We start from the raw sequence: 12914 nt of genomic DNA, 5'->3' as shown, positions 1-12914 counted from the left end.
ACAGTCGGGGGTCCCCGAGCACCGATGGGCGGCGATCGATGATCACCCATACCATGGGTAGTGCTGACGCACACCGGCGTACCCGACAGGCACAGGGAGTCGGTGCGGAAGGGTGAGCGACCGGGGACGGGATGCCTATGGAACAGGCTGCCAGTCCGGCGCGGACCGTCATCCTGACCGTGGACGACGACCCGGGCGTGTCGCGCGCTGTCGCCCGCGACCTGCGGCGCCGCTACGGCGAGTCGTACCGCATCGTGCGCGCGGAGTCCGGCGCGTCCGCCTTGGCCGCCCTGCGGGAGCTCAAGCTGCGCGGCGCGCCCGTCGCGGTGATCGTGGCCGACTACCGGATGCCGGAGATGGACGGCATCGAGTTCCTTGAGCAGGCTCTCGACATCCACCCCGGCGCCCGGCGGGTGCTGTTGACCGCGTACGCGGACACCGGCGCGGCGATCGACGCGATCAATGTCGTCGACCTGGACCACTACCTCCTCAAGCCCTGGGAGCCGCCCGAGGAGAAGCTCTACCCGGTCCTCGACGATCTCCTGTCGGCCTGGCGCGCCAGCGACCACCGGCCGGTGACCGTCACCAAGGTCGTCGGACACCGCTGGTCGGCGCGTTCGTCGGCCGTGCGGGAGTTCCTGGCCCGCAACCAGGTGCCCTACCGCTGGTACTCCTCCGAGGATCCGGAAGGCCGGCGGTTGCTGTGCGCCGCGGGCGGGGAGGGGCTGCGGCTTCCGCTGGTGATCGCCCCGGACGGCACGGCCCTCGTCGAGCCCCAGGACCGGGAGCTCGCCGCCCGGGTCGGGCTCGCGACCACGCCGGGAACGGACTTCTACGACCTCGTCGTCATCGGCGGCGGACCGGCCGGTCTGGGGGCGGCGGTCTACGGGGCCTCCGAGGGCCTGCGGACCGTCCTCGTGGAACGCTCCGCGACCGGGGGTCAGGCCGGCCAGAGCTCGCGCATCGAGAACTATCTCGGCTTTCCGGACGGCGTGTCCGGGGCTCAGCTCACCGACCGGGCCCGGCGTCAGGCGTCGAGGTTCGGCGCCGAGATACTGACCGCGCGCGAGGTCACCGGGCTGGAGATCAACGGCGCGTCGCGCGTCGTCCGGTTCTCGGACGGCTCCGCCGTCGCCGCGCATGCCGTGATTCTTGCGACCGGCGTGTCGTACCGACAGCTTGACGCACCCCATGTGCCCGAGTTGACCGGCTGTGGAGTGTTCTACGGGTCGGCGCTGACAGAGGCGGCTGCGTGCCAGGACCAGGACGTGTACATCGTCGGCGGCGCCAACTCCGCCGGCCAGGCCGCGATATACCTGGCCCGCAGCGCCAAGTCGGTCACCCTACTGGTGCGTGGGCCGTCCCTGTCCGAGTCGATGTCGCACTACCTCGTCCAGCAGGTCGACGAGACGCCCACGATCTCGGTACGCACGAACACGGTCGTCGACGCCGCCCAGGGCTCGGGTCATCTGGAACAGATCACCGTACGCGAGACGGCCACCGGCCACACCGAACTCCTCGACGCCCAGTGGATGTTCGTCTTCATCGGTGCCGCCCCGCTGACCGACTGGCTGGAGGGCACGGTGCTCCGGGACCCCCGCGGGTTCATCCTGACCGGCCCCGATCTGACCACGGACGGGCGCCCGCCGGCCGACTGGGAGTTGGACCGGCCGCCCTACCACCTGGAAACGAACGTCCCGGGCGTGTTCGTGGCCGGCGATGCCCGCGCCAAGTCCGCCAAGCGTGTCGCTTCCGCAGTGGGCGAGGGAGCCATGGCGGTCATGCTCGTCCACCGATATCTGGAGCAGTCATGAACGGCGGGCCGATGCGGTGCAGTGAGGAGGAACTGGGCTCGCTGTTCCTGTTCGAGAAGCTGGCCCCCGACCAGCTCGCCCTGCTCTGCCGTGAAGGCCGGGTGGAGGAGTTCGCACCCGGGCCGGTGTACGAGGAGGGCGACCCCGCCACCTGCTTCTACGTGCTGCTCGAAGGGACCATCGTGCTCTCGCGCCGGATCGGGGACTACGACGTGGAGATCACCCGGAGTTCCAGCCGCGGGGTGTACGCGGGAGCCTTCCAGTCCTACCTGGGAGACCGACTGCGGCAGGTGTACAACAGCTCCCTGCGCGTCCTTGCGCCCACCCGCTTCTTCGTGCTGCCCGCCGAGACCTTCGCCGCGCTCATGCGTGACTGGTTCCCGATGGCCGTGCACCTGCTGGAAGGCCTCTTCTTCGGCGTCAAGAGCGCCCAGGAGGCCGTCGGCCAGCGCGAACGGCTGCTGGCTCTGGGGTCGTTGTCCGCGGGGCTGACCCATGAGCTGAACAACCCGGCCGCCGCGGCCGTGCGCGCCACCTCAGCGCTCCGTGAGCGGGTCGCCGGAATGCGCCACAAGCTCGGCATCATCGCGGCACGCCCGTACCGGCGCGACACCCTGGAGACGCTCGTCGACATCCAGGAACGCACGGCCGAGCGCGTCGCCAAGGCCACCGACCTGAGCCCGCTGGAGGCCTCGGACCGGGAGGACGCCCTCTCCGACTGGCTGGACGACCACGGCATCGGGGACGGCTGGCAGCTCGCGCCGACCTTCGTCCAGGCCGGCCTGGACACCGACTGGCTGGACCAGGTCGCCGCGGCCGTGGACGACGACACCCTCGAAGGCGCCGTGCGATGGCTCAACTACACCGTCGAGACAGAGCTGTTGATGAACGAGATCGAGGAGTCCACCACCCGCGTCTCGGTCCTCGTCACGGCAGCCAAGCAGTACGCGCAACTCGATCGAGCGCCCTACCAGGTCACCGACATCCATGAACTGCTGGACAGCACCCTGCTGATGGTCTCCGCGAAGATCGGTCCCCGCCTCACCGTCGTCAAGGACTACGACCGCGGCCTGCCGAAGATCCCGGCCTACCCCAGCGAACTCAACCAGGTATGGACGAATCTGGTCGACAACGCCGTCTCGGCGATGAACAGCATGGACGCCGACGGCACCTTGACCGTACGCACCGCGCGCGAAGGAGATCATCTGCTCGTCGAATTCCGCGACACCGGTCCCGGAGTCCCCGATGAGATCCGCGACCGCATCTTCGACCCGTTCTTCACCACCAAACCGGTGGGTGAGGGCACCGGTCTCGGCCTGGACATCTCCTGGCGCATCGTCGTCAACAAGCACAACGGGGACCTGAGGTTCGACTCCGTCCCCGGCGACACCCGCTTCCAGGTACGCCTGCCGCTGACCTCCGCCGAACCCCGTCCCCCACAGGAGCCGTCATGACCACCCCGCACGGAATCGACCCCTCCGTCCCTCCCGGCGGAACCGGCTGTCCCGAGTGCGACGCCGGCGGCGGCTGGTGGTTCCACCTGCGACGCTGCGCACAGTGCGGCCACATCGGCTGTTGCGACGACTCGCCCGGCAAGCACGCCACGGCCCACGCCCGGGACAGCGGGCACCCGGTGATCCGCAGCTTCGAACCGGGCGAGGCCTGGTTCTACGACTACGAGACCTCGCAGGTGTACGCCTCGGGGCCGCCCCTGGCTCCCCCTGAGAGCCACCCCGCCGACCAGCCCACCCCGGGCCCCGCGGGACGCGTCCCGGCGGACTGGGCCGACCGTCTGGGATAGGCGGGCCCCGGACTCTCCGGCCCCGTTCGCCGTTGCCGCACGGTCACGGAGCCGTGCTGTCGGGCAGCAGGGTGATCGTGGCATGTACGGAGTCGGGGCGCCCGGATCGGTTCCGTCATGTCACATTTCGGCCGCCCTCATGTCCGCGAATGACCGGTTCTCGCCTGGGCGGGAACGGCCGCTACTGCCAAGCTCATGGCCTCACAGAAGGCCCCATGCCGCATAAATTACCCTTTTAGGGAAGGAATCCGCATGCGCGTCAGACTCCTCACGGCCGCCGTGGTTCTCTCTGTCGCCCTGGGTGGCACCGCCCTCGCCCCCGCCGCTCAGGCCGCGACCCACCGGCCGGCTGCGGCGTCGGTGGCCAAGGCGGCCGCACCCGGCTTCAACGTCGGGGGGATCTGGACCCTGTATCAGAGCAATTCGTCCAACTCCACGCTCTCCGTGACCCAGGACGCCCAGGGGAATCTCACCGGCATAGCCAGGGCGGGAAGTTCGACGACGGGCACCATCGAGCAGGGGTTCGTGGACGGTTCCTACCTCTACTTCGTCATCAACTGGAGTAACGGCTCGAAGGGCCGCTACATAGGTTCCCGCGGTGCTGACGGCACCCTCAGTGGCATCAGCACCGACCTGACACATCCCTCCAGCCAGGCCACCTGGTACACGACCTGGACGTTCTGAAGTCCCGCGTCTCTCCCGCGCTTCTCCTGCGTGGCCCCGGTGCGCCGCACCGGGGCCACGCCTCGTCCGGGACCGGACGGACGCGGCCGCCGAGGCCGCCCACGGCCAGCGCTCATGGAGACCATCCTGCACGGCGGCGGACGGTGCCATCCGTGCTCGTTCCGGCTCAAGCAACCTTCGCGAGCGCCGCGCGGTCCTGCCAGGTGCCGCGGTCGGGCAGTGCCTTGCCGATGTGGCGGCGTAGGGGCAGAGGACGATGTGCCGAGTGCTTGAGTGAGGGTGGCGATGACGGCTCTGAACACCGTGGTGACCTGGGTTGACGCACGCGAGAGGCTGCCAAGGAGCGGTACGCCCGTGGCAGCAGCGATCACCGGTCGGTATCCAGCTGATCGCGCTCTTGAGTCCGAGTCCGAGGCCGATCCGGCGTTGGGTGAGGAATTCTGGCTGGTGCGGCCGATGACCTTCACGACTTTGCACTGGAGTGAGGACGGGGCAGAGCACAGGGACTGCTTCGTCGACTCCGACGGGGTTGTCCGTTTGCCTTACGGCCTTTCCAGCGCTGAAACCGTGACTCACTGGGCCGAGCTGCCCACCCTGCCTGGCGGGATGACGCACGCCGTTCTCGGGGAAGACGCGCGGCCGGCCCTCCAGAACGCCTGGGGCGCTCGTCCCCTCACCTGACCCACAGCCTCCTCCGTCCCCCGGCGCGATCCCCTCACCCGGCTGCCACCGCCTCCGCGGCTCCACGGCCCAGGAGGTCGTGGAGGAGGCGGGTGGCGGGGAGTTCCGGGTGAAGGTAGACGGGTTCGTCGCTCTGGCCGACGGCTGCGAGGAGGGCGTGGAAGGTGGTCTTCGCGTCCTCCGTCCGTCCGGTCCGGTGCTGGGCCTGGCCGAGGAGGCCCAGGTGGAGGGGGCGGCGCAAGTGGGTTCTGGAGTTGCGGAGTTCGGCGAGCGAGGAGTGCATCAGGGTGAGGCCGTCCTCCTGCCCGGAGTGGGTGCGGCCCCAGCCCTCCAGCACGCCGAGCATGGCCTTCCAGTAGAGCAGTCCGTGTTCGTCGGCCACGCGGACTCCCTCGGCGCCGGAGGAGCGGGCCGTGCGGGCGTCGCCTTCCCAGGCCGCCACGACGGCGTCCACGTAGAGAGCGAAGGAGCGGTCGGAGGGCCTGCTGTCGTACTCGGTGAGGCGCAGGAGTTCGCGGCGGCGTGCCGTGGCGGTCTTGCGGTCGCCCATGAGCCAGTGGGTGAAGGTGTCGTAGGAGCGGCAGGAGACGCGTGGGTCGTGCTGGAAGGTGCGTGCCAGGGAGTGGCCCTCGCCGGCGTACTCGTCCGCCATGGCGACGCCGTGCTCCAGTGGGGTGAGGGCCTGCCGTAACTGGCCGCGGATGTGGAGGACGATGCCCTCGCCGTAGGCCGCGCCGAGCACCGCCACGGGGTGGCCGGTCCGGTCGGCGAGGTTCCGGAGCAGGCCCGAGAACTGGCGTGAGTCGTCGTAGCGGCCGGTGACGATGTACGCCGCGCACAGGGCCCAGAGCACCGAGGGGTCTTCGGGGGAGCGGGTGGCCGAGCTCAGGGCCCGTCCGCGGGCGAGTGCCGTCTGAGCCTCGGCGTGGCCGTAGCCCCGGGTGATGGCCAGCACCTGGCCGAGTTGAATGTGCAGCCGCTGGTTCAGGGACACGGCCGAGGGATCGCCGGGCGGCAGCAGGCCGACCAGGTGCACCGCGCGGCGCAGCCAGGTCTCCACCTGTTCGTAGGCGAGTTGCTGCTCGGCCTGCTCGGCGGCGCGCAGCAGCAGAGGAAGCGTTTCTTCAGTGGGCAGTGCGCCCTTGGCGTGCCAGGCGTGGTGGGCGATCCGCTCGATCTCCTCGTCCGCCACCTGACCGAGCGTGCGGGTCGATATCCCCTCGGCGACTCTCGCGTGCAGCCGCTGCCGGTCCTCGCGGGTGAGCTCGTCGATGAGCGTCTCCATGACCAGGGCGTGGGTGAAGTGGAGCCGTTCCGGGTGGTGGGGGTCCTCGCCGAGCAGCCCGGCGCGGATCGCCGACTCCAGTGCCGCGGTGACCGGTTCGTCCTCGGTGGCGGTGCGTTCCAGCAGATCGGTGTCGACCTCGGTGCCGATGACGGCGCACAGCCGCAGCACGCGCAGCACCGTCTCGGGCAGGGCGGCGAACCGCTGGTGCAGTGCCTCGCGGACGCCCGTCGGGACACGGGTCAGGAGCACGTCCACCGCGTCGGGCCGCCGCAGGCTGCGTGCGTCCCCCAGGAGGGAGAGGAGCTGCATGACGAAGTACGGATTGCCCTCGCTGCGCCGGTGCAGCACCTCGACGACTCTCGCGTCGACGCCGGGTCCGGCCTGGGCGACGACGAGGGCGGCGACAGCGCGGCGGGACAGGCCGCCGAGCCGCAGGGTCTCGGTCCTGGGGCCGCGCAGGACCTCGGAGAGCATGCGGCGCAGCGTCGCGTCGGACTCGATCTCGTGCTCACGGGCGGTCAGGACGATGCCGAGCGGGTGGCCCTGGCTGCGGGTGCTCAGCAGTCTGAGGAGGTCGAGGGAGGCGGCGTCGGCCCAATGCAGGTCCTCCATGAGCAGGACGAGTGGGCGCTGGGCGGCGAGGGCGAGCAGGACTTCGCAGACCGCATCGTGGGTGAGGAACCGGGCCTGGCCCCAGTCGGATTCCGGGGCCAGGCCGCCGGGCCGCGGCGCGCGCTCGGGCATCAGCGGGGCGAGCAGGGTGCCGAACGGTTTCGCCGCCGCGCGGAAGGCGTCCGGGCGGGTCGTGGACAGTCGCCGGAGGATCTGGGTCCACACCCAGTAGGGCGGCACGCCCTCGCCCAGGAAGCAGTGGCTCCAGATCACCTCCAGGCCGGCACCCTCCTGACCGGTGCCGTCCTCGCCGGCGCCGGCGGTTTCCAGCGCGGGGACGAGTTCGAGGAGCAGACGGGTCTTGCCGACGCCGGCGGGGCCGAGCACGCCCGCAACGTGCCCGTGACCGGCGAGCGCGCTCGTCGCCGCGGCTGTCAGGCGCTGCAATTCCTCGCTGCGGCCGGTGAACGGCGACTGGGCGCCCGGACCGCCGCACACCGGCCCTGAGGCCTCGGTGCTCGTGTCGTACTCCTGGGCTTTCGCATCCTGCGTCGGACGCGCGCTCTCCCCTGAATCTGCGGTGGTCGACCGCGATGTCGCGGTGATCGTCACCGGCCGGCGCGCGGGTCCCGGTGCGGCGGTGGGATCGTCCGCCTGCGCCCCTTCCGCGGCAGCGCTTCCGGCCCCTCCCGATCCCGCGGACCGCGTGCCGTCCTGGGGAGCGTCATCACCGCGGTCTGCCGCGAAGGGCTCGTCCGGAGCCGCAGCCGCCAGGACGGTCCCACCGGACGCCTCGGCCGCTGCGGGCCGCTCGGGCTCCTGCGCCGCGCGCGCATCCGGCTCTCGTGCACCGTCGCCGTCGTGCGCCGTGGCCATCCCGATCACCGGAGCCCCCAGTGCGGGTCCGGCAGGTTCGGGGCGACCGGGTCGTGGTCCCGCGGGGGGACCGCCCGTCCCCGGCTCCTGGCGCAGGATCGCGGTCCTGACCCGGCGGAGTTCGGCGGCCGTGCCCACGCCGAACTCCTCGTTCAGATGGACGCGGGTCCGTTCGTACACTTCGAGCGCCTCGGCCTGCCGCCCGAGCCGGGACAGGGCCGTCATCAAGTGGCCGACCAGGCGTTCCCGCGCCGGGTGGCGGCGCACCTCGCGGTCGAGGCCCGCGGCCACTTCCTGGGCCTCGCCGAGGGCGAGTCGGGCCTCCGCGCAGGACTCCACGGCGGTGAGCCGGACGTGTTCGAGGCGCGAACTCTCGTCGCTGAGCGGCGGATGGCCGTCGAACTCCGCATAGGGCGAGCCCCGCCACAGTGTCAGGGCCGCGGCGAACCGGTCCCGTGCGGCGAGCGGTTCGCGGTGTTCCAGCAGCCGCCGCCCTTCGGCGACCAGGCGCTCGAAGCGGCAGGTGTCGAGCTGTTCGGGGGCGAGTTCCAGGACGTAGCCGGGCGCGCGGTGGCGCAGCACGATGGGGCGGTCGAGCCCGGACGCCGGCTGCAGTGCGCGGCGCAGGTGGGATACGTGGCTCTGGAGCGTGGCGACGGCCTGACGCGGGGGCTCCTCGCCCCACAGCTCCTCGATGAGCAGTTCCGTGGGCACCACCCGCCCCAGGCGTATGAGGAGCAGGGCGAGCAGGGCCCTGCGGCGTGGCGGACCGAGTGGGAGTTCGCGGCCGTCGTGGCGCGCCGACATGGGGCCCAGAACGCTCAGTTGGAGGGGAGTCCCGGGCGGCCCGTCCTCGGAGGCCGGAGTGATGGAGAGCTGATTCGGCGTCAGGGATGAAGACATATCGGTCCCAATCGTTCTCGCACGCGCGATCGTGCTGACGGGCGGGTGGCGCAGTGCGGCCGGTGGCCCTTCCAAACCGGAGCTTTGCATAGAGAACGGGGACGTTCCAAGATCACCCCGGCAGTCGGCAAGCGAACGGCAAGGTCTCTGCAGGGAGTTCGGCAAGGTTGGCGGAAAACCGCTACAGCGAACGGCAGGAATTCGCCAGCGCGAAGACCAGGCCGCTGCAAGGGGGGTGCTGCAGGATGCCCGTCATCGGACACCACCGCTGAAGGGGGAGGTCATGAACCCGCCGGACGACTGCCCTGCCGTCACCCGAGAACACTTCGCTGCGGGCCCGGCATGAGGGCTTCCGCAACGGGAATGCCCGCCGTGCTCTTCCCCGGCCAGGGGTCCCAGGCCCGTGGCATGGGAGCCGGCCTCTTCGACCGGTACCCCGAACTGACCGCGCTGGCCGGCGATGTCCTCGGCTACGACCTCCCGCGGCTGTGCCTGGAGGACCCGGACGGGCGGCTCGACGACACGCGCTACACCCAGCCCGCGCTCTACGTCGTCAACGCCCTCTCCTACCAGGACTCGCTGGAGCGCGGCGAACCCGAGGGCGCGTACCTGCTGGGCCACAGCCTGGGGGAGTACAACGCCCTGCACGCCGCCGGGGCCTTCGACTTCGAGACCGGACTGAAGCTCGTCGTCAAGCGGGGCGAGCTCATGGCCCGGGCTCCGGACGGGGCCATGCTCGCCGTCGTGGGGCCCGACGCGGGTGAGGTGCGTGCCTTCCTCTCGGAGGAGGGCCTGTCGCGGCTCGACGTCGCCAACTTCAACACCCCCGTACAGACCGTGCTGTCCGGGGCCCGGGACGAGATCGAGCGTGCGCACAAGACGCTCGACGCGCGCGGGACCCGGGTGGCCCGGCTGAAGGTCTCGGCCGCCTTCCACTCGCGGTTCATGGCCGCTGCCCGCGACGAGTTCGCCGCTTTTCTCAAGGGCTTCCGGTTCGCGCCCCTGCGGGCCACGGTGATCGCCAACCTCACCGCACGGCCGTACACGGACCAGGACGTCGCGGCGACACTGAGCGAGCAGATCTGCGGATCGGTGCAGTGGCTGGACAGCGTCCGCTACCTGCTGGAGCGCACGAGTGCCGACCACTGCCGTGAGGTGGGCGGGGGAGGAGTCCTGACCCGCATGATCCGGCAGATCGACGCGGCCCCCGCCCACGGGACTCCACAACCGAAGCCGCAGTCACGGCCACGCCTGTTCTGCGTCGCCTACGCCGGAGGCGACGAGCGCGCCTACGCCGGACTCGCCGAACACTGCCCGGATGTCGACGTCGTGACGCTGGAACGCCCCGGACGCGGCCGGCGCGCCTCCGAGCCGCTGCTGCGCGAACCCGCCGCGATCGTCGACGATCTGCTCCGGCAGCTGCGGGACCGGCTCGACGCCCCGTACGCGCTCTACGGCCACAGCCTCGGAGCCCGGCTGGCGTTCCTGCTCTGTCGCCGGCTGCGCGCCGAGCGGCTGCCCGCACCGGCCCACCTGTTCGTCTCCGGGGAGAGCGGACCGGCGGTCCCGAGCCGGGAACGCCACACCTGGGAGCTGCCGACCGACGCCTTCTGGGACCACCTCAAGGAGCTCGGCGGAATCCCCGCGGAGCTGTGGGAGCACCCGGACCTGATGGCGTATTACGAGCCGGTCATACGGGCCGACTTCACCGCGTTGGGCGCCTACCGGCACGAGGACGCCCCGCCGCTGGACGTGCCGGTCACCGCCATGGCCGGCGAGGACGAGTGGTTCACCCCGGCCGACCTGGAGGCCTGGCAACGGGAGAGCACCCGGCCCCTGACCACACACCGGTTCCCCGGTGACCACTTCTTCATCCGGGCCCAGTGGCCCGCGCTGGCCCGGATCGTCGCGGCCGGGCTCGCGGCCCCCTGACGCCGCGCCGGACCAGCGAAGAGTTCACGCGCGCCGGCCACCGGCACGTGTCCCGAATCGACCATCCCGAGGGTGACGGACAGCCATGAAGCAGGAACTCAAGAAGCACATGGAAGAGCGGTTCATGTTCGAGTTCGACTCGGACATCACCGAGGACACCGACCTGTTCAAGGCGGGCATCCTCGACTCGTTCGGCTACATCTCGCTGATGACGCACATCGAGGAGGAGTACGGCGTGCCGCTCGGCGACGAGATCCTCGGCAACATCGCGGTCTCGCTGTCCGGCATCGTCGCGGTCGTCGACGCCGCCCGCCTGCGGGCCGCCGGGAGCCGGTGACCCCATGTGCGGCATCGCCGGCTTCTACGGAAGCCCCCTGCCCCCGCAGGAATACGAGACCCTGATCCACGGCATGCTCGCCCAGATCGAGCACCGCGGCCCGGACGAGGCGGGCTGCTTCCTCGACGACCGGCTGGCCATGGGCACGGTACGGCTGAGCATCATCGACCTGTCCACCGGCTCGCAGCCGGTCGGCAGCGCCGACGGCCGCTACTGGCTCTGCTACAACGGCGAGCTGTACAACTACCGGGAGCTGCGCGAGCAGCTGACCGCCCGCGGCTTCGCCTTCCGCACCGAGTCCGATACCGAAGTCGTGCTCAACGCCTGGGTCGCCTGGGGCCTCGACTGCCTGCCCCGCTTCAACGGCGCCTTCGCCTTTGCCCTCTACGACAGCGTCACCGGCGAACTGCACCTGGTACGCGACCGGTTCGGCAAGCGGCCCCTGTTCGTGGCGCGGCACCGCGGCGCGTGGCTGTTCGCCTCCGAGATGAAGGCGTTCCTGGCCTACCCGGACTTCCAGTTCGCCTTCGACGAGGCACAGCTGGCGTCGGTCTTCGCCACCTGGACCCCGCTGCCCGGCCAGAGCGGATACCGCGGGATCGAGCAGATCCCCATGGGCGAGTACCTGTCCGTGCGCGGCGACGAGGTCCGGCGCGGCCGCTGGGCCACGCTCGACCTGGCCCAAGGGCCGGCTCCGGAGAGCGAGCAGGAGGCCGTCGAGCTCGTCCGCGCGGACCTCGAAGCCGCGGTCGACGTGCGCCTGCGCAGCGATGTCGAGGTCGGCGTCTACGCCTCCGGCGGCCTGGACTCCTCGATCATCGCGCACCTCGCCGCGCAGCGGACGAGCGGGGAGCTGCGGACGTTCTCGATCGAGTTCGAGGACGCGGAGTTCGACGAATCGGCCGAACAGGCCGAGCTGGCCGCACACCTGGGCACGCGCCACTCCACCGTGCGCGTGACCGACGAGGACGTCGCCGACGCCTTCCCCGAAGCCGTCCGGCACGCCGAGGTGCCGGTCTTCCGCACCGCCTTCGTCCCCATGTACCTGCTGGCAGGCCACGTCCGGAGCGAAGGGATCAAGGTCGTGCTCAGCGGCGAGGGCGCCGACGAGGCCTTCCTCGGCTACGGCATCTTCAAGGACACGCTGCTGCTCTCGACCTGGCACGAGCTGGACGACGACACCCGCCTGCGCCGCATGAGCCAGCTCTACCCCTACCTGCGCCACTTCAGCGGTGAGGACGGCCACCGCCGGATGCTCGGGCTCTACCGGCAGTTCACCGAGGAGACCCTGCCCGGTCTCTTCTCCCACCAGATGCGGTTCCAGAACGGCCGCTTCGCCGCACGCCTGCTCAAGAACCCGGGCGACCCCTTCGCGGCCCTCGAAGAACTCGTCGCCGGTGAGCCCGGCTACGCACAGCTCACCCCCGTGCAGAAGGCTCAGTGGCTGGAGTTCCGCACACTCCTGAGCGGCTACCTGCTCTCCACGCAGGGCGAGCGCATGGCGCTGGCGCACGGCGTGGAGAACCGCTGCCCCTTCCTCGACCCCGCCGTGGTCCGCCGCGCCGCATCGGTCAACCTGCGGTTCGGCGACCCCTACGACGAGAAGTACCTGCTCAAGCGCGCCTATGCCGAGGTGCTGCCGGAACGGATCGTCAAGAAGGGGAAGTTCCCCTACCGCGCCCCGGACAGCGCCGCGTTCGTCCGTTCCCGCCCGGACTACCGCGAGCTGCTGACCGACCCCGGCACCCTCGACGAGATCGGCGTCCTCGACGCGCGCTTCGTGAAGCGGTTCACCGACCGCGTCTTCGACAGCCCGCCCGAGCAGATCGGCACGAAGGAGAACCAGGCCTTCGTCTCCTTGGCGTCGACGGTCTGGCTGCACCACTGGTACGTGCGCGGCAACGCCCGCCGCCGGACTCCGCTCGGGGTCCCCCTGTACGTCGTCGACCGGCGCAGCGGCGCCCTGTCGGCCTAGGACGGAGAACG

General features: G+C 70.9%; 9 protein-coding genes. 8 read left to right on the top strand and 1 reads right to left on the bottom strand.

The features are described from left to right. Positions 1-137: 137 nt before the first annotated feature. From EST54_RS11260 to EST54_RS11240, 5 genes are all read left to right on the top strand, one after another. The gene (locus EST54_RS11260) at positions 138-1814 is read left to right on the top strand and encodes an FAD-dependent oxidoreductase (RefSeq protein ID WP_129247468.1); all 1677 of its coding nucleotides are present in this window, start codon (positions 138-140) and stop codon (positions 1812-1814) included. Next, positions 1811-3268, top strand: a complete 1458-nt coding sequence (locus EST54_RS11255) for an ATP-binding protein (RefSeq protein ID WP_129247467.1) — start codon at positions 1811-1813, stop codon at positions 3266-3268. Before EST54_RS11260 ends, EST54_RS11255 begins: the two co-directional genes overlap by 4 nt. After that, complete coding sequence (locus EST54_RS11250; RefSeq protein ID WP_129247466.1) at positions 3265-3615, top strand: UBP-type zinc finger domain-containing protein; 351 nt, start codon at positions 3265-3267, stop codon at positions 3613-3615. The genes EST54_RS11255 and EST54_RS11250 overlap by 4 nt, the downstream gene beginning before the upstream one ends. Positions 3616-3867: 252 nt before the next feature. Further along, on the top strand, positions 3868-4299 hold the full coding sequence (locus tag EST54_RS11245) for a hypothetical protein (RefSeq protein WP_129247465.1): 432 nt from the start codon (positions 3868-3870) through the stop codon (positions 4297-4299). A gap of 285 nt (positions 4300-4584) precedes the next feature. Next, positions 4585-4980: an AQJ64_40280 family protein gene (locus EST54_RS11240; protein ID WP_129247464.1), complete on the top strand. Its 396-nt coding sequence runs from the start codon at positions 4585-4587 to the stop codon at positions 4978-4980. A gap of 34 nt (positions 4981-5014) precedes the next feature. Here the strand turns inward: EST54_RS11240 and EST54_RS35860 are convergent, their stop codons facing one another. Further along, positions 5015-8659, bottom strand: a complete 3645-nt coding sequence (locus tag EST54_RS35860; RefSeq protein WP_129247463.1) for an AfsR/SARP family transcriptional regulator — start codon at positions 8657-8659, stop codon at positions 5015-5017. A 363-nt stretch (positions 8660-9022) separates the two neighbouring features. On the opposite strand from EST54_RS35860, the gene fabD reads away from it, so the two are divergent. The 3 genes from fabD to asnB all read left to right on the top strand — a co-directional run bounded on the left by fabD (position 9023) and on the right by asnB (position 12903). Then, positions 9023-10591 carry an ACP S-malonyltransferase gene (fabD, locus tag EST54_RS11230; protein ID WP_129247462.1) on the top strand — a complete coding sequence of 523 codons (1569 nt, stop codon included), beginning with the start codon at positions 9023-9025 and terminating at the stop codon, positions 10589-10591. An 85-nt stretch (positions 10592-10676) separates the two neighbouring features. After that, positions 10677-10928 (top strand): acyl carrier protein, encoded by a 252-nt coding sequence (locus EST54_RS11225; RefSeq protein ID WP_129247461.1) that lies wholly within the window; start codon positions 10677-10679, stop codon positions 10926-10928. A gap of 4 nt (positions 10929-10932) precedes the next feature. Beyond that, positions 10933-12903: an asparagine synthase (glutamine-hydrolyzing) gene (gene asnB, locus EST54_RS11220; protein ID WP_129247460.1), complete on the top strand. Its 1971-nt coding sequence runs from the start codon at positions 10933-10935 to the stop codon at positions 12901-12903. Positions 12904-12914: the final 11 nt, after the last annotated feature.

It is taken from the genome of Streptomyces sioyaensis, assembly GCF_004122735.1.
Classification (GTDB): Bacteria; Actinomycetota; Actinomycetes; order Streptomycetales; family Streptomycetaceae; genus Streptomyces; species Streptomyces sioyaensis.
This window is presented reverse-complemented; position numbering and strand designations above follow the sequence as displayed.